Here is a 26,564-nt window from a genome sequence, read left to right as displayed (position 1 = left end):
CACAATCGGACGCGCAGTCTACTTCCCTGCCCGATCCCTATTGCCCCGGAGGCCGACCTTGCACTTCTCGCGCCGCGAAATCCTCGCCGGTATCAGCACGATTGCGTTGCTGGCTGCGCTCCCGATGCCCGCATTCGCACAGGCGAAAAAAGTCAACGAGGCCGAACTCCACAAGCCGGGCGCGCTCGGCGACCACATCCTCGGCAACAAGGACGCCAAGGTGACGGTAGTGGAATATGCGTCCTTCACCTGCGGCCACTGCGCGTCGTTCCACCAGAACACCTTTCCGAAGCTGAAAGAGAAGTACATCGACACCGGCAAGGTGAAGCTGATCTTCCGCGTATTCCCGACCGCGCCTGCCGAACTCTCGATTGCCGCTGGCATGATCGCGCATTGCGCGGGCGAAGACCGTTACTTCGCGCTGACCTCGGCGCTGTTCGAAACGCAGCGCACCTGGATGACCGCGAACGCGGTGCCGGTCCTGCAAAAGCTCGCGAACCAGGCCGGCATCTCGGAAGAGAAATTCAAGTCCTGCCTCAGCGACAAAGCGCTCGCGCAGGAAATCCAGCAGGTCGCCGTGCGCGGCTTCGAGACGTTCGGCGTCAACGCGACGCCGACCATCTTTGTCAACGGTACCCGGATCGAGGGCGACACCTCCATCGAGGAACTGTCCAAGGTCATCGACCCGCTGTTGAAGTAAGCAGCCGGGGAAAAGCCGCGGAAAACTCCGCCGCCATCCCCAACAGACGCTTGTGAATTGCCGAGCGCGGGCTTGCCGCTGGGTGCGCCGCACCGCATCGTTGCGGGCTAGCGAATCGTGCGCGTAACCGCGTCCAAAGGCCGGAAAGATCATGCAATTTACCCGTATCAAGCTGCTCGGATTCAAGTCCTTCGTCGAACCCTCGGAGTTCGTCATCGAACCGGGGCTGACCGGCGTCGTCGGTCCGAACGGCTGCGGCAAGTCCAACATCGTCGAGGCGCTGCGCTGGGCGATGGGCGAAAGCTCGACCAAGGCCATGCGCGCGCAGGACATGGATCAGGTGATCTTCGCCGGTTCCGCGCACCGGCCCGCGCGCAATACCGCGGAAGTCACCATCGTGGTCGACAATTCGGAGCACAAAGCGCCCGCCCAGTTCAACGAGCACGACGTGATCGAAGTCTCGCGCCGCATCGAGCGCGAAGCGGGTTCGGCCTACCGCATTAACGGCCGCGAAGTCCGCGCCCGCGACGTGCAGTTGCTGTTCGCCGACGCTTCCACCGGCGCGCGTTCGCCGGCACTCGTGAAGCAGGGCCAGATCGGCGAGATCATCAATGCGAAGCCGGAATCGCGCCGCCGCATCCTTGAGGAAGCCGCCGGTATTTCCGGCCTTCACGCGCGCAAGCATGAAGCGGAAACGCGCCTGAAAGCAGCCGAAACCAACCTGCAACGCCTCGAAGACGTGATCGGCCAGATCGCGACCCAGATGGACAGCCTGAAGCGGCAGGCGCGGCAGACGGTTCGCTACAAAAATGTGTCGGCGGAAATCCGCCGCCGTCAGGCGCTCCTCATGGCGCTGCGCTGGCGCGAAGCGGAAGCGCAGATCGCCGAAGCCGAGCGCACCCGCGACCTCGCGGTGCGCGACGTCGCCGACAAGACGCAGGCCCATGCCGAAGCGAGCCGCAAGCAGGCGGAAGCCGCCGAAACGTTGAATCCCGCGCGCGAACAGGCCGCCATTACCGGCGCTGCCCTGCATCGCCTGCAACTCGCGAGCGCCGACCTCGACAAGGAAGAAGCCCGCGCAAAGAGCCGCGCCGAGGAACTCGACCGCCGTCTTGCGCAACTCGCCGCCGACATCGAACGCGAGCGCGCGCTCGCGAACGACGCGGCCGAAGTGCTGGCCCGTCTCGCCCGCGAAGAAGAAGCCCTTGCAGCGGAAGAGAACTCGGTCGCCGGCGGCGAAGCTGCCGCCCGCGAGCGCCTCGTGGCGGCGGAAGCGCTGGTCGCACAAACCGAGCGCGCGTTCGACGAATCCACCGCGACACTCGCGGCCCTCGTCGCGAAACGCGGCGCGCTGGAAAGCGCGGCCAGTACGCACCGCGACCGCCTCGCGCGGCTCGATGCAGAGATCACCAAGATCGAGACGGAAGCCGGTGCCGTGCTTCCCGAAAACGGCGGCGAACTCGCGAAGCTCCGCGATGCCTCGACCGCCGCACAGGAACATCTCGCCAAGACCGATGCCGACGCGCTGCGCGCGGAAGCCGCTCGCTCGGCGGCATTGCAGGCGCTCGATGTCGCCCGCAAGCCGCTGGCGCTCGCCGAGCAGAACCTGCACCGACTGGAAACCGAAGCGCGCACCCTCGCCAAGATGCTGGGAGAACAGTCGAAATCGCTGTTCCCGCCCGCCGTCGATCAGGTCACGGTCGCGGCCGGATACGAAGCGGCCCTCGCCGCCGCGCTCGGCGACGAACTCGATGCGCCGCTCGATGCCGCCTCGCCCATGCACTGGGCCGGCGCGGATGCGAGCGAAAGCGACCCGGCGCTGCCGGAAGGCGCCGAACCGCTCACCGTTCATGTGAACGCGCCGGAAGCGCTCGCCCGCCGCCTGAAACAAATCGGCGTGGTCGCGCGTGGACAGGGTGCGGTGCTGCGCAAGCAGCTCAGCGTCGGCCAGCGTCTTGTTTCGCAGGAAGGCGACCTGTGGCGCTGGGACGGCTACACCGTCACCGCCGACGCGCCGACCGCCGCCGCGCGCCGCCTCGCCGCGCGCAACCGGCTCTCGGAAATCGACCAGGAAACCGCGAGCGCGCGCGAAGCGCTTGCCAAGGCAAAAGCCGAAAACGACCGGGCGCTCGCCGAACAACAGGCTGCCGAAAGCGCAGAACTCAGCGCACGCGGTTTGTGGCGCAACGCGCAGAGCGCCTACGACGCTGCGTTACAAGCACTCGCCGATGCCGAACGCGGCGCGGGCGAACAGCAATCGCGCCTCTCCGCGCTTTCGGAAGCGCGTGCGCGCCTTCTCGCGAGCAAGGAAGAAACCGCGACTGCAGTGACCGACACCGCGAATGCACTCGCGGCGCTGGGCGACATGGCGGCAGCCGAAGCAGCACTCGCCGCCATCCGCACCCGGCTTTCCGGCGAACGGCACACGCTGGCCTCCGCCCGCGCCGACGTGGACGGCATCGAACGCGAACGCGCCGCGCGCGCGCAGCGGCTCTCCACCATCGGGGCGGAACGCGCTTCGTGGCGCGAGCGCGAGGAGCGCGCAGTCACGCAGGTCGCCGCCATCGAAACCCGCGTCACCGAAACCCGCGAGGAGCGCACCTCGCTCGACTCCGCGCCCGCGCAGTTCGCGGAAACGCGCTCGAAGCTGCTCACCGAGATCAACGCGGCGGAAGCGAAGAAGCGCGAGGCCGACGACAAGCTGGTCGCGGCCGAGCAAGTCGTGACCGAGATCGGCAAGCAGGAGCGCGAGGCCCGCGAGGCGCTCTCCGCGGCGCGCGAAGTCTCCGCCCGCGACGAGGCGCGTCTCGACGCCGCCCGCACCCGCAAGGAAGACCTCACCCGCGAAGTCTCGGAAGTCCTCGGCGGCGAGCCGACCGAGGAACGGATCGCGGAAGCGCTCGACACCAAGGGCGAGGAATCCGATCCCGCACTGGTGGCCGAGAGGATCGAAAAGCTCGAGCGCGAGCGCGAGCGGCTCGGCGCCGTGAACCTGCGCGCCGACGAGGAACTGACCGAAGTCGAGAAACAGCACTTCGGCCTCACCTCCGAACGCGACGACCTGGTGGAAGCCATCAAGCGGCTGCGGCAGGGCATCCAGAGCCTCGACAAGGAAGCCCGCGAGCGGCTGCGGGCGTCGTTCGCGACCGTGAACGAGCATTTCCAGAAGCTGTTCACCGGCCTGTTCTCCGGCGGCACCGCCGAGCTGGTCCTGACCGGCTCAGACGACCCGCTGGAGGCCGGCCTCGACATCATCGCCAAGCCCCCCGGAAAGAAGGCGCAGTCGCTGTCGCTCCTTTCGGGCGGCGAGCAGGCGCTGACGGCCATGTCCCTGATTTTCGCGGTGTTTTTGACCAATCCGGCCCCGATCTGCGTGCTGGACGAAGTCGATGCGCCGCTCGACGACTCGAACGTGGAGCGCTTCTGCGGCCTGCTGGAGCGCATGTCGCAGGAAACCGACACGCGCTTCATCGTGGTGACCCACAACCCGATCACGATGGCGCGGATGAACCGCCTGTTCGGCGTCACCATGGCCGAGCGCGGCGTCTCGCAACTGGTCTCGGTCGACCTCCAGACCGCACAAAGCTACCGCGAAGCGGGCTAGTTTCCGGCGTGTCTCCGGCGACTCTTCGCGGAGTACCGAGACTCGCCGCCGCACCTCTCCGGAGCGGCGATTTTCTCAACAAAAACATGGTGTTAAGAGGCGTTTACGTTTCTTGACACCCATAGACCCCCTCACTATGGTCCGCGCGGCTTTGGAGAGAAGCCGCAGTTTCATTGCTCTTTCGAGACGTTTCCTATGAGCGATCCGAGAGACGAGAACGGCGGGGGCGATCTTTCCGGCAGGCTGCGACGTCTCGACGAAAAACTCGACGCGCGCGAAGCCGAGGAGCGGCGGAAAAACCCCGCACCTCAGCAGACCGCAGCGGAACGCAAGGGCTTTTCCCAGGGACTGAGACTTTCCGGCGATTTCGTCGGAGGCGTGGTTGCGGGGTTCGCCGTCGGGTGGGGTTTCGACAAGCTGACCGGCTGGTCGCCGTGGGGGATGATCGTTTTCCTCCTCCTCGGTTTCGCGGCAGGTGTCCTGAATGTGCTCCGCACGCTCGGCGTCATGCCGGGCTTCGGCGGACGGAAATAGAAGCGGCGCGTTTCCGCGCCCAAAGAGACGAGAGCGATGGCCGATCCGATTGCGCAATTCCAGATCAAGAAGATCGCGACCCTGGGCCATATCGGCCCCTACGAAATCGCACTGACCAATTCGGCCGTCTTCATGATCGCGGCGGTTGTCGTGATCGTCGGCGGCATCCTGCTCGCCACCCGCGGCCAGACCCTCATTCCGGGCCGCCTGCAATCACTGGCGGAAATAACCTACGAGTTCGTCGCCGGGACAGTCCGAAGTACGGCGGGCAACGAGGGGATGAAGTTCTTCCCGTTCGTGTTCTCGCTGTTCACGTTCGTGCTCGTCCTGAACATGTTCGGCATGATTCCGGGCTTCTTCACCGTGACGAGCCATATCGTGATCACCGCGCTGCTCGCGCTCCTTGTGATCTTCGTCGTCATCATCTACGGCCTCTACAAGAACGGCTTCAAATTCTTCAAGCTGTTCTGGCCTTCCGGCGTGCCGATGTTCGTCATGCCGATGATCGTGCTGATCGAAATTCTTTCGTTCCTGTCGCGCCCGCTTTCGCTCTCGGTGCGACTGTTCGCGAACATGCTCGCCGGCCACATCACGATCAAGGTGTTCGCCAGCTTCATCGGCCTGCTCGCGACCTCGCTCGGCGTTGCGGGCTGGGCGCTCGGTATCCTTCCTTTCGGCATGCTGGTTGCGCTGACCGCGCTCGATCTGCTGGTCGCGTTCCTGCAAGCCTACGTGTTCGCCGTTCTCACCTGTCTCTATCTCAACGACGCAATTCACCCCGGCCACTAACGGCCGAACAGTTCAACCAGAAAATCTCCAGAGGAGTTTCGTTATGGATCCAGTAGCAGCAAAAGAACTCGGCCGTCTGATCGGCGCGGGCATCGCCGCGATCGGCATGGGCGGCGCCGGTGTCGGCGTCGGTCTTATTTTCGGCAACTATCTCTCCGCCGCGCTCCGCAACCCGGCCGCCGCGCAGGGCCAGTTCGGCAACCTGATTTTCGGCTTCGCCGTGACCGAAGCGCTGGGCATCTTCTCGCTGCTCATCGCCCTCCTGCTCCTGTTCGCCGTCTAATTCCCGCCAACGAACAACGCTGACGGAAAGCCGATGGCATCGAACAATCACACTGAAGTACCGGGAGGGAAGCCGCCGTTTCCGCCTTTCCAGGGCGAAACGTTTCCGTCCCAGATCTTCTGGCTCGTGATCTGCTTCGTCGCGCTCTACGTGCTGCTTTCGCGCGTGGCGCTGCCGCGGCTCGGCAAGGCGATCGAGCATCGCAAGGGCCGCATCGAATCCGATTTGGACGCGGCCAACCGCGCCCGGAACGAGAGCGAAGCGGCACAGGCCGCCTACGAGAAGGCGCTCGCCGACGCCCGCGCGAAAGCGCAGGCGTTGGCTTCCGAAACCAACGCGAAGCTCGCGGCGGAGTCGGAAGAGCAGCGCAAGTCGCTCGAAGCCGGGCTGAAGAGCAAGCTCGACGCCGCCGAGAAGCAGGTCGCCACCACCAAGTCGGCGGCGATGGCGAACGTGCGGACCATCGCGGTCGATACCGCGGGCCTGATCGTCGAGCGGCTCACCGGCAAGGCGCCGGCGCAGCCGGCGGTCGAGCGCGCGGTCGATGCCGCGCTCCACTAAGAGGTGAGACGTGCCACACTGGTTGCTTGAAGCAGAGCTTTGGGTCGCGGTCGCCTTCGCGGTCTTCATCCTACTCGTATTTCGCTTCGGCGTGCATCGCTCGATCCTCGGCGCGCTCGACAGCCGCGGCGCGCAGATCAAGGCCGAACTGGATGAAGCCAAGCGCCTGAAAGACGAGGCGCAAAAGCTCCTCGCCGAATACAAGCGCAAGGCTCAGGAAGCCGAAGGGGAAGCGCAGGCGATCATCGCGCAGGCCAATACGGAAGCGAAGCAGATCGCCGCCGACGCCAAGACCCGGATGGAAGATTTCGTCGCCCGCCGCACCAAGATGGCGGAGACGAAGATCGCACAGGCCGAGCAGCAGGCGCTTGCGGAGGTCCGCGCGGCCGCTGCCGACGCCGCCGCGAAAGCGGCCGAGACCATTCTCGCCGATACCGCCAAGGGCGCGGAAGGCGAGAAGATCCTCGACGCCGCGATCAAGGACGTGAAGGCGCGCCTCGGCTAAGCCATCGCACATACGGATACGAAAACGGCCGCTCTTTCGAGCGGCCGTTTTTTTTGTCTGTCCGCCTAGTTCGTCCGCGGGGGCGGATCGAAGGTCGGCGTGCCGCGCGGCTGTTGCGGCTGCTGCGGCGGAGGCTGGAAGCCCGGCGGCTGTTGCTGCTGTTGCACAGGTGGCGCGGCCTGCTTCTTGACCTGCTTCTTCGGCGCGGTCTTCGCGCGCGGCTTGGCCTTGGCCTTCGGCTGCGGGGCAAGGCCCTGCGGATCGAAGCCGACATAGATGATGTATTTCTCGAGATTGCGGTCCGGCGGCAGCGGGAACGTAAGGTCGTCCTCGATCTGCGTGAACGTGGTCTGGCTGGCGCCCGGCTGCACGTTGACCTGCACCGCATAGAACTTGCTGGAGATGGGCCGCGGCTGCGGGCCTTCGACCACCAGCGCGATGCGCAGCGGGATCGTAACCACGCCCGGGCCGCCCTTTGGGCCGACCAGCAGGCGGCCTTCAACGCCGACCTTGATGGTCATGGTGTCGCCGAGCAGCGCACATTCGCGCGCGACGGTGCCGATGCTGGCCTGATAGCGAATATCGTTCGGCCCGGTCCCGGCGTTGGATACCCACGCGGATGCGCCCTGACGGATCGCGGCGCCCGGACAATTCTCTTCCGCCGCAACCTGATTGGGGCTGGGCTGGTTGGGATTATTCGGATTGTTCGGATCCTGCGGCTTATCGGAACCGGAGAATACGTTCCCCATCGGTCCCATGACGCTTTCGACAGTGCTGCAACCCGCAACCAAAGCGACCAGCACGACAGCAGCGACAGCCCGCGCGCGCAGGCCACCGGAATCATTACGCATAACTACCCACTCCTCCGTCCCGCATTATACCAGCAGGTTCGTCCCTCGGCGAAGCACCTGTTTCAACCGCCCTTCGGTTTGGCTAACGGCACCGGGCGTCCCACCATCAGCACCAGAAACTTGCCATCACGCAGGAAACGGTTTGCAGCGCGGCGCACGTCTTCTGCCGTGACCGCGTTAACCAAGTCGTTGCGGCGATCAATATAATCGATGCCGAGATCGGTGAGCTGAATTTCGAGCAATTGCGAGGCGACCTTCGCCGAAGTGTCGAAATTCAGCAGATACGAGCCGGTGAGATAGCTTTTCGCCTGCTCGAGTTCTTCGGCGGTCGGGCCTTCGTTTGCAATGCGGCGAATCTCGGATTCGATGATTTGCCACGCCTCGACCGCGCGATCGTTGCGGGTCTGCGTGCCGCCGAAGAACAAAGCGGAATTACGCGGGGCGCTGAGGTACGAGTATACCGAATAGGCCAGCCCGCGCTTTTCACGCACCTCCCGATAAAGCCGCGACGAGAAGCTGCCGCCACCAAGCACGTGATTGAGCACGAAGGCCGGCATGAAGTCCGGGTCTTTGCGCTTCAGGCCTATGCCGCCGAACGTGATCGTGGTCTGCGGGATGTTGAGGTCGATGACTTCGCTTTCGCCGAGCGCTTGCGGCACCGCATCCATCACCGGAACGAGATCGGCGGTGGCCGGCAGCTTCGCGAATACCTGATCGATCTGTTTCAGGAGTGTTTCGCGGTCGATGGAGCCGACTACCGCGATCTTCAGGTTCGAGCGTGCGAGGTTCTTCTTCACGTAGGAAAACAGCAGCGTGCGCTCGATGCCCGCGATCGAGGCTTCGTCGCCCGCTACGGGGCGGCCATAGGGATGGTTCGGAAACGCCTTCGCGAACCAGCGCTTTGCCGCGACATCGCTGGGATCGTTCGCGCTACGGCGCAGGCCCGCGAGTACGCTCGCACGGATGCGATCGATTGCTTCCTGATCGAAGCGCGGCGCGCTGAGCGCGAGGCGCAGTAATTCAAAGGCCTCGGCGCGGTGTTCGGTCAGCACGCGGAGCGAGCCGCGGAAATGGTCGCGGTCGGCGCTGAAGCTGAGCGAAATCGCGCGGTTTTCGAGCCGCTCCTGAAACGCTTTCGCATCGAGGTCGCCCGCGCCTTCGTCGAGCAGGGCCGCGGTCATGTAAGCGAGGCCCGCACGATCCGCCGGGTCCTGCGACGCGCCGCCGGTGAAGGCGAAGTTCATGGACAGGATCGGCAGCGTATCGTCGCGCACGAACCAGACTTCGATTCCGGCCGGCGAAGTCAGCCGTTCGATCTTGGTGGTGGCACCGGTCGCGGATGCGGAACCGGCGATCAGAGCAAGCGCCATCGCGCACCCTTTCAGAAAAACCGCGAACCGTGCGAATGCGCTCACGAGCGCTTCTCCCCCGGCTTCACGAGATAACCGGTGACGGCGCGGCGCAGATCGAGCCATTTCTTCGCGGCGTCGCGGACCGCTTCCGGCGTTACCGCGCGAATCTTTGCGGGCCATTCCTTCACGGAAGCGGCCGTGAGGCCAGTTGTCAGGGCCGCGCCATAGATGCGTGCGAGCGAGACCTGATTATCCTGCGCGAAAATCGCGCTCGCCACGATCCGCGTTTTCACGCGGTCGAGTTCGTCGGCGCCAATGGTGCCGTTGATCAGCGCCTCGATGGTTTCATCGATGGCAGTCTCGACCTGTTCGAGCGAAACGCCGGGACGCGGCGTGCCGTAAACGGCGAAGCGCGTCGCATCGAGCGCAGTGCCCTGATACCAGGCACCCGCATTCGCAGCGATGCCCTTCTCCACCACGAGCGACTGATAGAGACGGCTGGTCTGACCGCCACCGAGAATCTGCGCGAGCACTTCGAGCGCTTCCGCTTCGCCCGGCGCGGTGCGGTATGACGGCACAAGATAGTAACGCGAGAGCGAGGGTTGGCTCACGCGCATGTCGGCGAGCGTTACGCGGCGGTGTACCCGCGGCTCCGGCTCGATGGGACGCGCGCGCGGCGCAACTTCGAACTGACGCGCGACCTTGCCGTAAGTCTTTTCCGCGAGCTTGCGCGCTTCGTTGGCGTCGATGTCGCCGGCGAGCACCAGTACCGCGTTATTCGGCGTATAGAAGCGTTTATAGAATTCGAGCGCGTTCTCGCGATCGAGCTTCTGGATTTCATGGTGCCAGCCGATGATCGGACGGCCGTAGGGATGGTTCACATAGAGCGCGGCGGTGAGCGCTTCCGCGAGCTGCGCGGCGGGATCGTTGTCGGTGCGCGTGCGGCGCTCCTCGATCACGACTTCGCGCTCCGGCAGTACCACATCATCGGTGAGTTTCAGGCCGGTCATGCGGTCGGCCTCGAATTCCATCACCTGTTCGAGGTTTGGCTTGGTGACGCGCTGGAAATAGGCGGTGTAGTCCTGCGAGGTGAAAGCGTTCTCCTGGCCGCCGATGGTGGCGACCACTTTGGAGAAACGCCCGGCCGGATTCTTCTCGGTGCCCTTGAACATCAAATGTTCGAGGAAATGCGCAAGACCGGATTTCCCCGGCGTTTCGTCGGCGGAGCCGACGCGGTACCAGACCATGTGGGTTACAACCGGCGTGCGATGATCGGGAATGACGATCACTTCGAGGCCGTTCGCGAGTTTGAATTCGGTGATCTGCGTACCCGCTGGCTGAGCGCGGAGCGGGCTGGCGGCGGCAAGAGCAGCCGTTCCGGCGACCGCACAGGCGGCAATCGTCTGCATGATGAACCTTGGCACGGTTAGAGAATCTCCGGGGAAGTTCGGCCGGGCCACCAGACAGCATGTCTCGCGGCACAAAGTATCCTGCCGCGAGACCGTGTTGTCAGCGTTCGCCCGGAAGTGTGGGACCGCGCGGCGCGTACGGATCGCGCTTCTGCGAAGCCTTTTGCTTTTCTTCGGACACGGAACCGTAGGGCGCGTTTGCCGAAGGCGTCTGATAGCCCGGCGGCGGCTGCGTCAGCGACTGGCGGTCCGGTTCGCCCGTGAATACAGCGCGCGGCTGTTCCTTGTCCTTGTTACCCCAGCCCTTAAAACCAAGTTCGCTGGGGCTAAGACGCGTGAGTATGCCCGGCGAGCGATCATGATCGACCGATTTCGGATTGCCGGTCGCCGCGACCGGTGCGGTCTGGCTCAATTCCTGCGGACTCAGCTGGCGGCCCGAGTAGAACGGGTCGGTGCGCGGCGTACCCTTCTTCTTTTTCTTTTTCCGCTCGGCAATGCGGTCTTCCGGGTTCACCGGGAAATCCGGATTGCGCAACCGGACGGAACCGGGTTCGACCGGCGGCGGAAGCTGCAAGTTGGCTGCAGGCGGCGGTGCGTAATCGGGGGTCAGGCTCTGGTTCGGCGCATTGAAGTTCCAGGGATCGGCCTGGAAGTTCTGCGGAGCCGGTGCCAGCACCTGATTGGGCGCGAGGCTGTTAACCGTCGGCGGCAAAACCAGCGGCGGACGTTCCTGATAATTGATCTCGTTGCCGGAGCCGGGCAGCTGGATGATGCCCGCGGCACCCAGCGCCTTGGCGAAGAAAGAGGGTTCGTCCTCATCCTCGTCCTGCGTAGTCGGCGGGACCGACAGCTGGGCCTTCGCCGGAATCGCTCCCAGCAGCCCGAAAGCCACTGCAAACGCCGGTAAAATCAGCCAGAAACGCCGCTCGGCCATGCTTCCCTCAAATACTCAACAGGGGTCCGGAACCCGGCTCAAATCGCCCGCTATGGCGGCGATTTCAAGGCCTTAGGCCAAACCAGATCGTACAGCAGCCCGATTACCCCGGCAACGATGGCAGCATCCGCTAAATTAAAGATGTACCAGCGGAATCCGCCCGCATGGAGCGACACGAAATCCACAACCGCGCCCTGCACCGCCCGGTCGATGGCATTTCCCAGCGCCCCCCCGATCAGGAACCCGAGCGCCACCGCAATCCATGCGGAACCAGCCCTGCGTAACCAGAACAGGAACAGGACCGACGCGGCGATCTTGATCGTGAACAGCACCCAGCGGCCTACCTCGCCATCCTGCGGAAACAGGCCATAGGAGATGCCGCGGTTCATCGCGAGGACAAGATCGAAGAACGGCGCGAAATAGATGCGTCCGCGTCCGATCAGGTCGAGTTCGTAAAGCACGAAATACTTCGAGGCCTGATCGAGTACGAGCGTGATCGCTGCAACCGCGAGGCCGAGGCGGAAGAAACGCGGCAGCGGCGTGGCGGATTCCTCTACGCCTTCGCTTGCGCGGATATTATCCGGCTGCTTTGCGCGCGGCATGATATTCGCGAAGCGCCTGCGCATCGCGCGGCGTTACGTCCGGATATTCCTTGTCGGCGCCGACCAGCTTCGAGATTTTCCACGAGCGGGCGCACTTCGTCCCTTCGGCGCGCACGGGCACGACGGCAACCCCCGCGACTTCCGGCATGCGGAAAGCGTCCTGCGGTCCCTCGCCGCCCTCGATCTTCGCGTCCGAAGTGATGCAGACCTCGGCCATGTCGATGCCCTTGCAGGCTTCGAACAATTCCTTGTCGGCGATGAAGATATGCGGAGCGGCCTCAAGCGAGGAGCCGATGCGCTTTTGCGCGCGCTCGATTTCAAGCGCGCCGGTGACGACGCGACGCACGGTGCGGATTTTTCTCCACTTCTCGGAGAGCGCCTCGTTCTTCCAGCTTGCCGGCACTTCGGGGAAAACTTCGTTATGCACCGAACCGTTCTCGCTGGGGAACCGCGAGAGCCATACTTCTTCCGCGGTGAAGCAAAGGATCGGCGCGATCCATGTGGTGAGGCATTTGAAGGTGTGATCGAGCACCGTGAGGCAACTTTTGCGCGCCAGCGATGAGATCGGGTCGCAATAGAGCGTGTCTTTCCGGATGTCGAAATAGAACGCCGACAGATCGACGGTCATGAACTGCGCGAGCGACGCGAAGACGCGCTTGTAGTCGAAATCCGCATAGGACTTGCGCACCACCGCATCCATCTCAGCGAGACGGTGCAGCATGAGCTTTTCAAGCTCCGGCATCTGCTCGAACGCAACGCGATCCTTTTCGGTGAAAGGATGCAGCGAGCCGAGGATCCAGCGCATGGTGTTGCGCAGCTTGCGGTAGGTATCGACCGTGGTCTTCAGGATTTCCGGGCCGATGCGCTGGTCGTCGGAATAGTCTGTCGCGGCGACCCACATGCGCAGAATATCCGCGCCGCTTTCCTTGATGACCTTCTGCGGATCGACCGTGTTGCCGAGCGACTTCGACATCTTGCGGCCGTGCTCGTCCAGCGTGAAGCCGTGGGTGAGCACGACGTCATAGGGCGGGCGTCCGCGCGTGCCGCAGGACTCCAGCAGCGAAGAATGGAACCAGCCGCGATGCTGGTCCGAACCTTCGAGGTACATCACCGTATCCTTGCCGCCGTCGCGCTTGCGCTTAATGCCGGCAAGTTGCGGAAACTGTTTCGGATCTTCCAGCGTGAAGGCGTGGGTCGAGCCGGAGTCGAACCAGACATCGAGGATGTCATTCACCTTCTCGAACTTCGCGGGATCGAAGTCGGGTTTCAGGAAGCGCGCGCCGTCCTTGTCCGCGAACCATGCATCCGCGCCTTCTTTCCGGAAGGCTTCCACGATGCGCGCGTTGACGCGCTCATCGAGCAGCGTTTCGCCGGTGTCCTTGTCGACGAACACCGCGATCGGCACGCCCCATGCGCGCTGGCGCGAGATCACCCAGTCGGGGCGGTTCTCGATCATGCCGTTGATGCGATTCTCGCCCGCGGCCGGTACCCACTTCACTTCCTTGATGCCGTTCAGCGCCAGCGTGCGCAGCGTGGCGTCGAAGGCCGCGATCTTCTTGTCCATCGCGATGAACCACTGCGGGGTATTGCGATAGATCACTGGCTTCTTCGAGCGCCACGAATGCGGATATTGATGCTTGAGACGCGAGCGCGCGATCAGCGCATTCGCTTCCGTCAGCGCCTTGATGACGGCGTCGTTGGCGTCGCCCTTGTTGCCCTTGTCGTCGATGACGCGCTTGCCCTCGAAGCCCGGCGCTTCTTTGGTAAGCGCGCCGTCGGCATCAACGGTGAAGGGAATATGCGTGTCGATGCCGCGCTCGGCGAGTTGCTTGCCGTTCGCCATCCAGATGTCGAAGTCTTCGCGGCCGTGACCGGGCGCGGTGTGCACGAAGCCGGTGCCGTCTTCGTCGGTGACGTGGTCACCGTCGAGGAGCGGGACGTCGAAGTCATATCCTTTGCCGCGCAGCGGATGGGCGAGCGAGTTGATCGACTTAAGATCGGCGGCGCCGAGGCGCTTGAAGCTCTCGACGCGCGCGGATTTCATCACCGCTTCCGCGAGCTTGTCGGCGAGGATCAGCTTGTCACCCGGCTTCGCCCAATTGTCGGCGGCGGCGGCCGTCACTTCATAGACACCGTAATTGATCCGCGACGAAAAACTCACCGCGCGGTTGCCGGGGATCGTCCATGGAGTCGTCGTCCAGATCACGACGTTTTCGCCGGTCGGCGCCGGAAATTTAACCCAGATCGTATCGCTCGTGTAATCCTCGTACTCCACTTCGGCTTCCGCGAGCGCGGTCTTCTCCACCACCGACCACATCACTGGCTTCGAGCCGCGATAGAGCGTGCCGTTCGCCGCGAACTTCATCAGCTCGCGCGCGATCGTGGCTTCCGCGTCGAAGCTCATCGTGGTGTACGGATGCTTCCAGTCGCCCTCGACGCCGAGGCGCTTGAACTCCTCGCGCTGCACGTCGATCCAGTGCTGCGCGAACTCGCGGCACTGGCGGCGGAATTCGTTGATCTCGACCTGATCCTTGTCCTTGCCCTTGGCGCGGTACTGCTCCTCGATCTTCCATTCGATCGGCAGGCCGTGACAGTCCCAGCCCGGAACGTAGTTCGAATCGAAGCCGAGCATCTGGTGCGTTCGCGTGACCAGATCCTTCAGGATCTTGTTCAGCGCGTGCCCGATGTGGATGTTGCCGTTCGCATAGGGCGGGCCGTCATGGAGAATGAATTTCTCGCGGCCTTTTGCCTTCGCGCGCATGAGATTGTAGAGATCGATCTTCTGCCAGCGCGCAAGAATCTCCGGCTCCTTCTGGGGCAAACCGGCGCGCATCGGAAAATCGGTCTGGGGCAGGAACAGCGTCTCCGAGTAATCGGGACCGTCCTTCTTCTCTTTGGCCATCGGGGATCGGGTCTCTTGGAATGTGGCCGCCTTCTAGCAGCCGGAATCAGGCCTTTCCAGCCTGACGCAGAATCGCCCTCGCCTGCTCGCTGTCGCGGTTCATCTGGGCGACGAGGGCATCGAGGCTTTCGAATTTACCTTCCGCGCGGATGAAGCCGGCAAACTCGACCGTCATCTCCTGCCCGTAAAGGTCGCCCGCGAAATCGAACAGGAAGGTCTCCAGCAGCGGCGCGCCATTGTCGAATTGCGGGCGGCGGCCGTAGCTCGCCACCGCGTCGTAAACCTTGCCGCCGACATGGGCGCGCACCGCATAGATGGCGTGGCGCAGCTTGCAGGAGGGATCGAGTCGGATGTTCGCGGTCGGGAAGCCGAGTTCGCGCCCCCGCTTCTCGCCGTGGATCACTTCGCCTGCGACAAACCAAGGGTGCCCAAGCAATTCGTTCGCCCGCGCGATGTCACCGGCTTCGAGTGCGTCGCGAATCCGGCCCGACGAAACCGGCTCGCTGCCGTCATTGAGCGGAGCAACAATCTCGACCTCGAAACCGTAGCGCTTGCCCGCATCAATCAGGAATTCCGGCGTACCCTGCCGCTGTTTGCCGAAATGGAAATCGTGGCCGACCGCGACGCCCGCGATCCCGAGCCAGTCCACCAGAATTTTGGAAACGAAATCCTCCGCGCTCAGCGCGGCGAGCGCCTTATCGAACTGCAACACCACTGCGCCATCGACGAGGTTGTTCGCCGCGAACAGCCGCAGCTTCGCATGCTCCGGGGTAAGCCTAAACACTGGCGCGTCCGGTTTGAAGAAAGTGCGTGGATGCGGCTCGAAGGTAAGCACGAGCACACAGGACTTCTGCGGGATCATGTGGGCCTGCACGCGCGCGGCCTCGATCACCGCCTGATGCCCGCGATGCACGCCGTCGAAATTGCCGATCGCGACGAAACCGCGTTTGAGCGCCGGCGGCACGGTGCCGCCGTCGCGGATCACAGAAAAATCTTGCGGAAGCGAAAGAGGAATATTCATTGCCACAGCCGGTTCGATAAACCGGCTCAACGGCAATGGAGTCAAGGTTTCGCTTGCCGCGCCTTACGCAGGCGGCTGCTTCGGCACCGGCTTCCTGGGCACGGAAACCACCGCCTGTCCGTCGAGCACGCGCTGGCCGTCCACCATGGCCTCGCAATAAAGCACCACGCGGCGGCCTTTCTCGATCAGTTCGACCACCTCGACCGAAATCGTCACCACGTCGCCGATCTTCACCGGGCCGTGGAAATCGACGGTCTGCGAGATGTAGACCGCACCCGGTCCCGGCAGCTTGGTGCCGAGGATCGCGGAAATCAGGCTCGCCGTATAAAGCCCGTGGGCGATGCGCTGGCCGAATACGGTCTTCTGGGCATAGAGGTCGGAGAGGTGGACCGGGTTGTGGTCGCCGGTCAGCTCGGCAAAGCCGACGACATCTTCATCCATCACGGTCCGCATGAGCTGCTCGCGCATGCCTACCTTGAGATCCTCGAAATAGAGCGGCTTCAGCGCCGCCGCGTTCAGCATCTCGTTCAAATCCAGCCCTCGCCCAAGGTTCCCCAGAACCCTATGGCAACGCAAAAACCGGGTGCAACGCAATAACCCATAGGTCGGAAAAAGTGAATTAACCCGATGGCAAGCCGGTTTTGTTAGCGAAAGGGGCCAAGAAGGGCTGCCAGGACGGGGCCCGGGGGAACTACGCGGAGAGAATGATGGCCGCCGACCAAGCCATGCCTATCCTCGTCGTCGACGACTACAAGACGATGATCCGGATCATTCGCAATTTGCTGAAGCAGCTCGGCTTCGAAGACGTGGACGAGGCTGCGGACGGCAAGGAAGCGCTCGGCAAGCTCCGCGAGAAGAAATACGGCCTCGTGATCTCCGACTGGAACATGGAACCGATGACCGGATACGAGCTGCTGCGCGAAGTGCGCGGCGATCCGGGCCTCGCGAGAACACCGTTCATCATGGTCACCGCCGAATCCAAGACCGAGAACGTCGTCGCCGCCAAGAAGGCCGGCGTGAACAACTACATCGTCAAGCCGTTCAACGCGGCAACCCTGAAGAACAAGATCGACGCTGTATTCACCGAGCAGTAAGCGAGCAACCGCGAGCCATCATGCCGATTTTCAACGATCACGAACTCGAACAGGAACTGCGCAAGATCGCCGACTATATCGTCGCGCTGCGCAAGGAAATCGGCGTGCTGCAGGCGAACGAGATTCACCTGCGAAAGATACCCGCGGCCGGCGAGGAACTCGCCGGCGTGGTCAACGCGACCGAAGGTGCCACCAACGAAATCATGCGGATCGCAGAAAGCGTGCTCGCCTGCGGCATCTCCGAACCGGATGCGTACAAGAGCTTCGTCGAACAGGAGATGATGGCGCTGTTCGAAGCCTGCGCGTTTCAGGACCTTACCGGCCAGCGCATCGGCCGTGTCGTGAAGACGCTGGAACAAATCGAAACCCGCGTCTCGCGCTTCGCAAACTATACCCGTATCGCGGACGAAACCGGTTTCGCCAGCGAGCACGAAGAAAAGATGGCGGCGCGCGACCGCGACCTGCTGCTCAGCGGTCCCGGCGAGAGCAAGGACCGGAACGCTCAGTCCGCGATCGACGATATTCTGGAAGGCCTCCGGGCCTCGCGCGGCTGACGCCGCTCACCACGCCAGCCGGTGCACGGTCGCCAGCGGCCAGGCAGCCTGCTCGGCAAAAATCTGAGCGGCACGATCGCCTTCTTCCGCAAAATCCGCAGCATGGATGCCGCCGGTCACGAACAGGCAATCGACGCCCTGCAAGGCAGCACCTTTCAAATCGGTGCGCGCGCCATCGCCGATAGCGAGCACGCGGTCTTTCGGAACGCTTTTTCCGCGTAGCTGCGCCGTGCGCGCATAAGCCATGTCGTAGATCGGGGCATGCGGCTTGCCGGCATAGATCACCTTGCCGCCAAGCTCCTCGTAGACCGCCGCCAGCGCGCCGGCGCACCAGATCAGCTTGTCGCCGCGCTCGACCACGAGGTCGGGGTTCGCGCAGAGCATCAGCGGATTGCGCTTTCGCATTCTCGCAAACATCTCGCGGTAGTCATCCGGCGTTTCCACTTCGTCGTTGAACGGCCCGGTGACCACCACGATCTCGGCCGCCTCCTCGCCGACGAGCGTCGCATCCAGCCCGTCGTAATTCGGCAGGTCGCGCTCCGGGCCGAGGTGGAAAATCTTCGCGCCGGGATGTTTTTCGAGTTCTGCGCGCGCGACGTCGCCGGATGCGACGATGTCGTCGTAGCAATCGGCTGGCACGCCCCAGCGGGCAATCTGCTTCTTGACGATCTCGCCGGGGCGCGGCGCGTTGGAAATCATCAGGACGGTCGTCCCGGCGGCGCGGGCGCGTTTCAGCGCATCGCAGGCGGCCTCGTAGGCGCTCTGTCCGTTATGGACGACACCCCAGACGTCGCTGAGGATGAGGTCGTAATTTGGCGCCAGCGTGCGGAACTGCGGGAGCTCGGGCGGGATCGCGGCGGTGATGGGAGATTTGTTCACGGCGCGCGGAGTTCGCACAAATCCGCCGTGGAAGGCAAGCGATTGCTGAAACGGTCAGGCGCGGCGAACTGACTTGGAGGCGAGCTTCGCCAGATCGTTCGCGGGCCGAGCCGGTTGCTCGGCGGGAGCTACCTTCTGCGCCGGGAATTCCGCAATCTCGCCTTTCAGCACTTCGGCGCGCACCGCGCGCGGCGGCGCGAACAGATAGCCCTGTCCGAAGCAGAGATCGTAGTCGAGCAGATCTACCACGGTGGCCTCGGTTTCGATCTTCTCCGCAATGAGGTCGATACCATAGCGGCCGAGCAGATCGGCGAGATCGGCGGGATGCACCTGCGCGCCCGTCTGCGGCGCGCGCGCGAGGATGACCTCGCCCGGAATCTTCAGGAAACGCACGCCACGATCCGACAGCGATTGCGGGTCGATGTGCAAATCGGTGACGTGATCGACCGAGAAGCGATAACCGCGCTCGTTCAGTTGCAGCAGGCTCTCGCGCAAAGCAGCGTTCGGCGAGCGGATATCGCCCTGCGCAATCTCGATGACCAGCGAGGGCGCGATCGCGCGGTTCGCTTCGAGGGTGGAGAAAATCTGCGCCATCGCCGCGCGGTCTGCGAGCGTCTCCGGCGCGAGATTCATGAACACGCCGATCTCGCGCGACTTCGCCGCAAAACGCCGAACAAGTTGTATCGCGTTTTCCACCAGATGCGTGTCGATCCGGGTAATGATGCCGGTCGCGCGCGCGGCAGGAATAAAGTGCGCGGCGTCGATCAGCTTGCCTTCGGGAAGGCGCAGCCTCGAAAACGCTTCATAGAAGCGGACCTTGCGCTGCGGCAGCGTTACGATGGGCTGCAGGTGCACGTCCATGCGCTGCGCGGAGAGCGCGTCATCGATCAAGGCCGAGATCGAAGCCTCGGTCAGATTGACCAGCGGATTGTTCGGCGCAGCGGTTTTCACGGCCGGGGCGGCGGGCGCATCGGGAGAAGCGGGCGCTGCCGAAGGTTCGGCCGGCCCGAACATCACACGCTGGTCGAGTTGGTTGTCGTGATCGGCCACCGTCTTGGCGAGTTCCTCGATCAGCACGGCAAGGTCGCCGATTTCCGAGGCAAGCGGTTCGAGTTGCGCCTTCATGTCGGCGGCGGGCGCAGCTTCGAGTTTCGCGATGCGTTGATTTAGTTCGCCGATCTCGCGGGCAATGTCGGCGGAGGCGCGGGCAAGGCCTTCGATGCGCTCGTTATTCTCCAGCCGGTCGCGGGCGCGGGCGGAAACGGCTTCCGCGGTGAGGAGACCGAACAGAAGCGCGAGCGCGGCAAACGCAGCTTCGACCGCGGAAATACCCGCGGCGTAGTGCAATACGGCTCCCGCTGACGCCGCAATCAGCGCCATGCAGGCCGCGATGAAGAAAAAGCCTTTGCCGAACATAGCGCGAGGAGCCGCCACTCCTGCCGATCCGGGGTTTGGCCCCCGAATCTCCCGGGCGAATCATAGGCGAAGGGGCAGCCCCGCGAAAGCGCGGGCTGATGGATCGCTTCCCGAAACTGGAAATCGGCCGCAATCGCGGTACATTTTGCACGCTCAGGTGAGCGAGGGTAGGCCCGCGAGGAAGAACAACATGACCAGCTTGAACCTCAACCGCCGCAGCCTGCTCGCAACCGGCGGTTCCTTCGTGGCGATGGGCGCATCCGGGCTGTTGCTGCCTGCCAGCGCGCAGGGCCTGGCGCCGACCGCGTCGATGCCGGGCGGAGCCAACAACTACCACAACAACAAGGGCGCTCCGATCGTCGAGCGCATCGGCAATGGCGGCTTCGTCATGTCCGGCACCGTACGCCGCGCGGGTGACGGGATGCCGCTGCCAGGGCAACGCATCCAGATCTGGGCGCATACGGTCGAAGGCCGCGAGGAAGACAAGCGCAGCCACGGCGCGACGCTCACCGACAAGAACGGTGCATTCCGTCTCGAAATGCCGCAGATCATTCCCATCTTCGGCCAGCCGCACGGGCATCTCGCTTACGACAGCGGCGAATTCAAAACCGTGTTTCTCCGTCCCATCATGCGGAGCGCGAAGGACACCAGCCTGGAAGCGCATTTCGTCCTGCAGCCGGCCTGACCGCTTTCGTGAACGAAAAGATGGGGCCGGCGCGTACTGTCTTGATCTGGGCCGTCCTTGCAGCCGCGATCTGCGCGCCAATCGCGCTCGCGGCAACAAGCCCGTATCTGCAATGGCGCGATGCAATTTATATCGCGGCCTGCTTCGCGGGTATTATCGGGCTGGGTCTGCTGCTGGTTCAGCCTTTATTGATTGCCGGTTACTTGCCGGGGCTATCGGCCTATCGCGCGCGGCGCGTGCATCACTGGATCGGCGGCGCGCTGGTTGCAGCGATCATTGTCCATGTCGCGGGACTTTGGATCACCAGTCCGCCAGACATGCTGGACGCACTTCTGTTCCGTTCGCCGACCTTGTTCTCGCCGTTCGGCGTGGTTGCGATGTGGGCAATCTTCGCCACTGCATTGCTTGCCCTGCTCCGCCGTAGGCTTGAACTGCGGACGTGGCGCATCACGCATGCGTCGCTGGCCGCGATCATCGTCGGCGGCAGCGTCGTCCACGGCATGCTGATCGAAGGCACGATGGAGACGATGTCGAAGGCAGCACTTTGTGCGCTTGTTGTCGCCGCGACCGTCAAGGTCTTTGCCGACCTCTGGCTGCGAAAACAGCGCGTGACGCGGCCTACTGAATCGCCTTGATCACCTTGCCGAGCTTCTCGAAAATTTCGCCGATCTGCGATTCCGAAACAATCAGCGGCGGCGAAACGCAAAGCGTGTCGCCTGCGGCGCGGATCATGATGCCGAGATCGTGGAAGGCGTATTCGAGCGACTCGTAGCCGCGCTTGCCCGGCGCATCGGCGCGGGGGCTAAGATCAATGCCGCAGGTGAGACCGACGCAGCGGATGTCGAGTACGCCGGGCGTTCCCTTGAGCGACATCGCCGCGTCGTACCATAGCGGCTCGATCTTCTTCGCGCGGTTGAAGAGGTCTTCTTCCTTGTAGAGATCGAGCGTGGCGATACCGGCCGCGACGGCGAGCGGATGCGCCGAATACGTGTAGCCGTGGAACAGTTCGATGACGTGCTCCGGGCCTTTCATGAAGGCGTCGTAGATTCCCTTGCGCGCGATCACGCCGCCCATCGGCACCGATCCGGCGGTGATCCCCTTTGCGAAGGTGATGAGGTCGGGCACCACGCCGTAGCGTTCCGCCGCGAAGGCGTGACCAAGACGGCCATAGCCGGTGATCACCTCGTCGAAGATGAGCAGGATGCCGTACTTGTCGCAGATTTCGCGCAACCGCTTCAGGTAGCCCTTCGGAGAAGGCACCACGCCGGTTGAGCCGGACATCGGCTCCACGATCACCGCTGCAATCGTCGAAGCGTCATGCAGCGCGACGAGACGTTCCAAATCTTCCGCAAACTCGGCGCCGTATTCCGGCTCGCCTTTCGAGAAGGCCTGTTTCTCGCGATCGTAGGTTGCGCGCATGTGGTCGGTGCCGCCGAGCGCGGTGCCGAACTGCTTTCGGTTCGCGACCATGCCGCCGACCGAAATGCCGCCGAAACCGACGCCGTGATAGCCGCGCTCGCGGCCAATCAGGCGCGTGCGCGAGGCGTTGCCGGTGACGTTGTGATAGGCGAGCGCGATTTTGAGCGCGGTGTCGACCGCTTCCGAACCCGAATTGCAGAAGAAGACATGATCGAGGTCGCCGGGCGCCAGCTCCGCGATGCGCGATGCGAGCGTAAACGCCTTCGGATGCGAGAACTGGAACGAGGGCGCGAAATCCATTTCCGCCGCCTGCGTGCGGATCGCTTCGACGATTGGCGCGCGGTTGTGGCCCGGATTGATGCACCACAGGCCGGCAGCACCGTCCAGCACCTTGTGGCCGTTCGCTGCGGTGTAGTGCATGTCCTTTGCGCCGATGACGAGGCGCGGACGCTTCTTGAAGGCACGATTGGCGGTGAAGGGAATCCAGAACGACTCGAGATCGTTCGGGGCGTACTTGGCGTCGAAATCGTAGGCAACGGACATTGTGTTTCCTCGGCGCTACTCGTTCCCGTTATTTCCAGTCACAATCGTAGAAAGCGTTTTTCTTTTTCTTGTCGCTGAGCGTGGTGATTTTACGGAAATTGTGAAATTCGAAATTTCCGTTGGAATAGAGATACTCGCCGACGCCCGCTTCCTGCTTGTTCAGTGTTTGCGGCTCGCGGTCGCCGATCTGCAGCTTCGCGGTTTTCCCGCGCCAGATATTTGACCCGTCCACATCCACCGTGATCCGCACTTTGAGCTTTTCGCAAGTCAGGTTGAAGGTCTTGTCGGCTGCGCCTGCCGCTAGCGTGAACGACAGCAAAACCACCGCAGCAGCGGCAGGCACGCGAACCGGCATCACAAACTCCCTCGACCGGGCGAACGGAAAGTCCGTTTAGACGCCTAATTCTTAGCCTTGGCAAAGGTTTGTTTACCCTGTTTTGCGAAGGTCACCCTCGAAATAGGGCGTTTCCAGAAGGCCACGCCTGTAACCAGTCCGCGTCGAGGGGTCGCCCGGTAATGGTAAGGAATAACGGCTCGTCCGAGCCAAATCGCGTTGCGTCTGCGTCTCAGCCCGCCCGTGTTCTCGTCGTAGATCACGATCCGCCCACCCGCCGCCTGCTCGCGAAAGCGCTGGCAAGCGTATCTCCGCTGCCGCTCGAAATCGTCGAGGCCGAGCGCGCGGAAGATGCCGTGGCGGCCGCCCGGAAGGCTTCCTTCGCGGCCGCGGTCGTGACCTTCGACCGCCGCGCGCTCTCCGCGAACATGGAAATGATCGCGGGGCTGCGCGAAGCCGGCATCCACGGGCCTGTGGTCGCGACTTCTTCCACCGGTTCGGTCACGGCGGCGGTGGAGGCGATCCGCGCCGGGGTCAACGACTTCGTCGTCAAGCCGTTCCAGCCGAAAGAATTTGCGCGCCGCCTGCTCGCTCGCCTGCGCGAACATAACTCGCACCGCGTGGCGGTTGCGGAAATGCCCGCGCACGAGACGGACGAAACCTTCGAGGGCTTCATCGGCGCTTCCGGTACGATGAAAGAAGTCTATGCGCAGATCGCGCGCATCGCGCCGTCGAAAGCGCCGGTCTTCGTCACCGGCGAGAGCGGCACCGGCAAGGAAGTCTGCGCCGAGGCGATCCATGCGCGTTCGCGCGCGGGCAACGGCCCGTTCATCGCGCTCAACTGCGGCGCGATCCCGAAAGAATTGATGGAAAGCGAAATCTTCGGCCACGTGAAAGGCGCCTTCACTTCCGCGCACGAGGACCGCGCGGGTGCGGCCGAGCTTGCGAACGGCGGCACGCTATTCCTCGACGAAATCTGCGAAATGGATATCGCGTTGCAGGCGAAGCTGCTGCGCTTCATCCAGACCGGCACCTTCCGCCGCGTCGGCGGCTCGAAGGAGCAGCAGGTGAACGTGCGTTTCGTCTGCGCCACCAACCGCGACCCGAAAGCGGAAGTGGAAGCGGGCCGCTTCCGCGAAGATCTCTATTACCGGCTGCATGTGCTGCCGATGAACCTGCCTGCGCTACGCGAGCGCGGCGGCGACATCCTTCTGCTCGCGCGTTCTTTCCTCGCGCGTTTCGCGGGCGAAGAAGGCCGGGCATTCGCGGGTTTCGACGCGGAAGCGGAAAGCGCGCTGCTCGCCTATCGCTGGCCGGGCAACGTGCGCCAGTTGCAGAACGTCATCCGCCGCGTCGTGGTGCTCCATGACGGCGCGGAAGTCACCGGTGCGATGCTCGACCTGCCGGTCGGCGCGGCTCACGAAGCTGCCCGCGATACGGGACCGCTGCCGCGCGTCGCCAGCCCGTCGATCGACCCGTACTGGCTACAGGAGCAGCGTATCATCGAGGAAGCGCTCAAGGCCTTCGACGGCAACGCGCAGAAGGCCGCTGCCGCGCTGGAAATCGCGCCGTCCACGATCTACCGGAAAATGCAGAGCTGGGTGCAGGAGTAGCTCTCGACGCCCTGCCGGACGAAGCGAAGCCGGGACGGCGAGCAGAACTTGCCGCCACGGCCTTGCTCCTTTACCACCCGCCGATGACGGCATTTCGCCGTCCGGGGACTTCCCATGGCATTGATTGCGAACATTCTGGTCGGCCTCGTCGCCGCGCTGCACGCCTATATTCTCGTGCTGGAGATGTTTCTGTGGACCACGCCGACGGGCCTGCGCGCCTTCAACATGAGCGCGCAACAGGCGCAGGCGACCGCCGTGCTCGCCGCCAACCAAGGCCTCTATAATGGCTTCCTCGCCGCGGGCCTGGTCTACGGATTGATCGCCTCGAACCCGGCGGTGGCATTCCACTTCAAGGTCTTCTTCCTGCTGTGCGTGATGGCGGCCGGCCTCTATGGCGGCTACAGCGTTTCGTCGCGCATCATCATGATCCAGACGGTGCCGGCTGCGATTGCGCTGCTCTTTGTCTGGCTGGCGAACAGGTAAAATGAGCAACGACAAGAAAAACAAGATCAAGCCCCGCCTGCCCCGCGGCCTCGAAGACCGCGGGCCGTCCGAATTGCGCGCGCTGCGCGACATGACGGACGCGATCCGCCGCGTCTACGAGCGCTACGGCTTCGAGGCGGTGGAGACCCCCGCGATCGAATACACCGAAGCGCTCGGAAAATTCCTGCCCGACAGCGACCGGCCGAACGAAGGCGTGTTCTCGTTTCAGGACGACGACGAACAGTGGCTCTCGCTACGCTACGACCTGACCGCGCCGCTCGCGCGCTACGTCGCCGCGAATTTCGACGCGCTGCCGAAACCTTATCGCTCGTATCGCTTCGGCCATGTATTCCGGAACGAGAAGCCGGGTCCGGGCCGCTTCCGCCAATTTCTCCAGTTCGACGCGGATACGGTCGGCGCGGCTTCGGTCGCGGCGGATGCCGAGATGTGCATGATGGCCGCCGATACGCTGGAAGCGCTCGGCATTGCGCGCGGCGACTACATCATCAAGGTCAACAACCGCAAGGTGCTCGACGGCGTGATGGACGCGGCGAACATCGCGCCTGAACAGCGCCTCACCGTGTTGCGCGCCATCGACAAGCTGGACCGTCTCGGCATCGAAGGCGTGAAGCAGTTGCTCGGTGCGGGACGCAAGGACGAGTCCGGCGACTTCACCAAGGGCGCGGGTCTCGACGCGGGTGGTATCGACGCGATCCTGAAATTCGTGTCCGCGCGTGGCGCAGGCAACCGCGAGACCGTCACCAATATAAAAGAGAACGTGAAGCTCTCCCCCGCGGGCGAGGAAGGCATTGAGGAACTGATCACGATCAGCAAGCTGCTTGCGGCTTCCGATTACAGCAACCGCGTGATCGTCGATCCCGCCGTCGTGCGCGGCCTCGAATATTACACCGGCCCGGTCTACGAGGCCGAACTGACTTTCCAGACGAAAGACGAGAAGGGAAATCCGGTCCGCTTCGGCTCGGTCGGCGGCGGCGGGCGTTATGACGGACTGATCGCACGCTTCCGCGCCGAGCCTGTACCCGCGACCGGCTTTTCAATCGGCGTGTCGCGTCTGTTAGCGGCGCTGAAAGCGCTTAAGAAAATCGACGACAAACCGGAATACGGCCCCGTGGTCGTCACCGTGTTCGACAAGGATCGCATCGCCGATTATCAGGCGATGGTGAAGGCGCTGCGCCTCGCCAACATCCGCGCCGAACTCTATCTCGGCAACCCGAAGAACTTCGGCAACCAGCTTAAATACGCCGACAAGCGCAACTCGCCGGTCGCGGTCATCCAGGGCGGCGACGAACTGGCGAACGGCGAAGTGCAGATCAAGGATCTGATCGACGGCAAGAAGGCGGCGGAAGCCATCGCCTCGAACGCCGAATGGCGCGCTTCGCGCCCGGCGCAGTTCTCCGTCAGCGCCGACAAGCTGGTCGAGACCGTGCAGGAAGTGCTCAAGCGGCACGGTATCCATTGACCGGACGCCCCTAACCT

26 protein-coding genes are annotated in these 26,564 nt (G+C 63.6%); 14 read left to right on the top strand and 12 right to left on the bottom strand.

Annotation, left to right across the window (positions count from 1 at the left end):
• Positions 1–124: 124 nt before the first annotated feature.
• The 7 genes from KF794_02090 (at position 125) to KF794_02060 (ending at position 6,976) form a co-directional block, all read left to right on the top strand.
• A complete protein-coding gene (locus KF794_02090; protein QYK46556.1) occupies positions 125–700 on the top strand; it encodes a DsbA family protein in 576 nt (191 codons plus the stop codon).
• A gap of 151 nt (positions 701–851) precedes the next feature.
• Positions 852–4,304, top strand: coding sequence for a chromosome segregation protein SMC (gene smc / locus KF794_02085; GenBank protein QYK45518.1), 3,453 nt, complete (start codon positions 852–854; stop codon positions 4,302–4,304).
• A gap of 195 nt (positions 4,305–4,499) precedes the next feature.
• Positions 4,500–4,838 carry an AtpZ/AtpI family protein gene (locus tag KF794_02080; GenBank protein ID QYK45517.1) on the top strand — a complete coding sequence of 113 codons (339 nt, stop codon included), beginning with the start codon at positions 4,500–4,502 and terminating at the stop codon, positions 4,836–4,838.
• Positions 4,839–4,874: 36 nt separating this feature from the next.
• On the top strand, positions 4,875–5,627 hold the full coding sequence (locus tag KF794_02075) for a F0F1 ATP synthase subunit A (protein ID QYK45516.1): 753 nt from the start codon (positions 4,875–4,877) through the stop codon (positions 5,625–5,627).
• A gap of 43 nt (positions 5,628–5,670) precedes the next feature.
• The gene (locus tag KF794_02070) at positions 5,671–5,910 is read left to right on the top strand and encodes a F0F1 ATP synthase subunit C (GenBank protein ID QYK45515.1); all 240 of its coding nucleotides are present in this window, start codon (positions 5,671–5,673) and stop codon (positions 5,908–5,910) included.
• Positions 5,911–5,943: 33 nt separating this feature from the next.
• On the top strand, positions 5,944–6,471 hold the full coding sequence (locus KF794_02065; GenBank protein ID QYK45514.1) for a F0F1 ATP synthase subunit B': 528 nt from the start codon (positions 5,944–5,946) through the stop codon (positions 6,469–6,471).
• Between the two features lie 22 nt (positions 6,472–6,493).
• Positions 6,494–6,976, top strand: a complete 483-nt coding sequence (locus KF794_02060) for an ATP F0F1 synthase subunit B (GenBank protein QYK46555.1) — start codon at positions 6,494–6,496, stop codon at positions 6,974–6,976.
• A gap of 65 nt (positions 6,977–7,041) precedes the next feature.
• On the opposite strand, the gene KF794_02055 is transcribed toward KF794_02060, so the two are convergent.
• The 8 genes from KF794_02055 to KF794_02020 form a co-directional block, all read right to left on the bottom strand.
• Positions 7,042–7,827 (bottom strand): hypothetical protein, encoded by a 786-nt coding sequence (locus KF794_02055; protein QYK45513.1) that lies wholly within the window; start codon positions 7,825–7,827, stop codon positions 7,042–7,044.
• Positions 7,828–7,889: 62 nt separating this feature from the next.
• Entirely contained in the window at positions 7,890–9,197 is a 1,308-nt protein-coding gene (locus KF794_02050; GenBank protein QYK46554.1) for an insulinase family protein, read from the bottom strand.
• A 41-nt stretch (positions 9,198–9,238) separates the two neighbouring features.
• On the bottom strand, positions 9,239–10,588 hold the full coding sequence (locus KF794_02045) for an insulinase family protein (GenBank protein ID QYK46553.1): 1,350 nt from the start codon (positions 10,586–10,588) through the stop codon (positions 9,239–9,241).
• A gap of 100 nt (positions 10,589–10,688) precedes the next feature.
• A complete protein-coding gene (locus KF794_02040) occupies positions 10,689–11,522 on the bottom strand; it encodes a hypothetical protein (GenBank protein QYK45512.1) in 834 nt (277 codons plus the stop codon).
• 50 nt (positions 11,523–11,572) lie between these two features.
• Positions 11,573–12,124, bottom strand: a complete 552-nt coding sequence (locus tag KF794_02035; GenBank protein QYK45511.1) for a signal peptidase II — start codon at positions 12,122–12,124, stop codon at positions 11,573–11,575.
• Positions 12,099–15,026 carry an isoleucine--tRNA ligase gene (gene ileS / locus KF794_02030; GenBank protein QYK45510.1) on the bottom strand — a complete coding sequence of 976 codons (2,928 nt, stop codon included), beginning with the start codon at positions 15,024–15,026 and terminating at the stop codon, positions 12,099–12,101. Before ileS ends, KF794_02035 begins: the two co-directional genes overlap by 26 nt.
• 46 nt (positions 15,027–15,072) lie before the next feature.
• On the bottom strand, positions 15,073–16,047 hold the full coding sequence (locus tag KF794_02025; GenBank protein QYK45509.1) for a bifunctional riboflavin kinase/FAD synthetase: 975 nt from the start codon (positions 16,045–16,047) through the stop codon (positions 15,073–15,075).
• 63 nt (positions 16,048–16,110) lie between these two features.
• Positions 16,111–16,569: a MaoC family dehydratase gene (locus KF794_02020; protein ID QYK46552.1), complete on the bottom strand. Its 459-nt coding sequence runs from the start codon at positions 16,567–16,569 to the stop codon at positions 16,111–16,113.
• A gap of 185 nt (positions 16,570–16,754) precedes the next feature.
• Between KF794_02020 and KF794_02015 the strand changes: the two genes are divergently transcribed.
• Together KF794_02015 and KF794_02010 are read left to right on the top strand one after the other, a co-directional pair.
• A complete protein-coding gene (locus tag KF794_02015; protein ID QYK45508.1) occupies positions 16,755–17,141 on the top strand; it encodes a response regulator in 387 nt (128 codons plus the stop codon).
• Positions 17,142–17,161: 20 nt separating this feature from the next.
• The gene (locus KF794_02010) at positions 17,162–17,695 is read left to right on the top strand and encodes a chemotaxis protein (GenBank protein QYK45507.1); all 534 of its coding nucleotides are present in this window, start codon (positions 17,162–17,164) and stop codon (positions 17,693–17,695) included.
• Positions 17,696–17,701: 6 nt separating this feature from the next.
• Here KF794_02010 and KF794_02005 read toward each other — a convergent pair whose 3' ends face one another.
• Both KF794_02005 and KF794_02000 read right to left on the bottom strand, forming a co-directional pair.
• On the bottom strand, positions 17,702–18,547 hold the full coding sequence (locus KF794_02005; protein ID QYK46551.1) for a TIGR01459 family HAD-type hydrolase: 846 nt from the start codon (positions 18,545–18,547) through the stop codon (positions 17,702–17,704).
• 81 nt (positions 18,548–18,628) lie between these two features.
• Positions 18,629–20,008 carry an EAL domain-containing protein gene (locus KF794_02000; GenBank protein QYK45506.1) on the bottom strand — a complete coding sequence of 460 codons (1,380 nt, stop codon included), beginning with the start codon at positions 20,006–20,008 and terminating at the stop codon, positions 18,629–18,631.
• 172 nt (positions 20,009–20,180) lie between these two features.
• On the opposite strand from KF794_02000, the gene KF794_01995 reads away from it, so the two are divergent.
• A complete protein-coding gene (locus KF794_01995; GenBank protein QYK45505.1) occupies positions 20,181–20,675 on the top strand; it encodes a Twin-arginine translocation pathway signal in 495 nt (164 codons plus the stop codon).
• 20 nt (positions 20,676–20,695) lie between these two features.
• A complete protein-coding gene (locus tag KF794_01990; GenBank protein ID QYK46550.1) occupies positions 20,696–21,310 on the top strand; it encodes a ferric reductase-like transmembrane domain-containing protein in 615 nt (204 codons plus the stop codon).
• On the opposite strand, the gene KF794_01985 is transcribed toward KF794_01990, so the two are convergent.
• Together KF794_01985 and KF794_01980 are read right to left on the bottom strand one after the other, a co-directional pair.
• Positions 21,294–22,637 carry an aspartate aminotransferase family protein gene (locus KF794_01985; GenBank protein ID QYK45504.1) on the bottom strand — a complete coding sequence of 448 codons (1,344 nt, stop codon included), beginning with the start codon at positions 22,635–22,637 and terminating at the stop codon, positions 21,294–21,296. The two genes, KF794_01990 and KF794_01985, sit on opposite strands and share 17 nt — an antisense overlap.
• Before the next feature lie 28 nt (positions 22,638–22,665).
• Entirely contained in the window at positions 22,666–22,992 is a 327-nt protein-coding gene (locus tag KF794_01980) for a hypothetical protein (protein QYK45503.1), read from the bottom strand.
• Between the two features lie 161 nt (positions 22,993–23,153).
• On the opposite strand from KF794_01980, the gene KF794_01975 reads away from it, so the two are divergent.
• The 3 genes from KF794_01975 (at position 23,154) to hisS (ending at position 26,547) form a co-directional block, all read left to right on the top strand.
• Positions 23,154–24,584, top strand: coding sequence for a sigma-54-dependent Fis family transcriptional regulator (locus KF794_01975; GenBank protein QYK45502.1), 1,431 nt, complete (start codon positions 23,154–23,156; stop codon positions 24,582–24,584).
• 114 nt (positions 24,585–24,698) lie between these two features.
• Positions 24,699–25,067, top strand: coding sequence for a DUF1304 domain-containing protein (locus tag KF794_01970; GenBank protein QYK45501.1), 369 nt, complete (start codon positions 24,699–24,701; stop codon positions 25,065–25,067).
• Position 25,068: 1 nt separating this feature from the next.
• Positions 25,069–26,547: a histidine--tRNA ligase gene (gene hisS, locus KF794_01965; protein ID QYK45500.1), complete on the top strand. Its 1,479-nt coding sequence runs from the start codon at positions 25,069–25,071 to the stop codon at positions 26,545–26,547.
• Positions 26,548–26,564 lie beyond the last annotated feature (17 nt).

The sequence above is a fragment of the Xanthobacteraceae bacterium genome, from assembly GCA_019454205.1.
Lineage (GTDB): Bacteria > Pseudomonadota > Alphaproteobacteria > Rhizobiales > Xanthobacteraceae.
The sequence above is the reverse complement of the archived record's forward strand: the minus strand, read 5'-3'. Positions and strand labels throughout refer to the sequence as shown.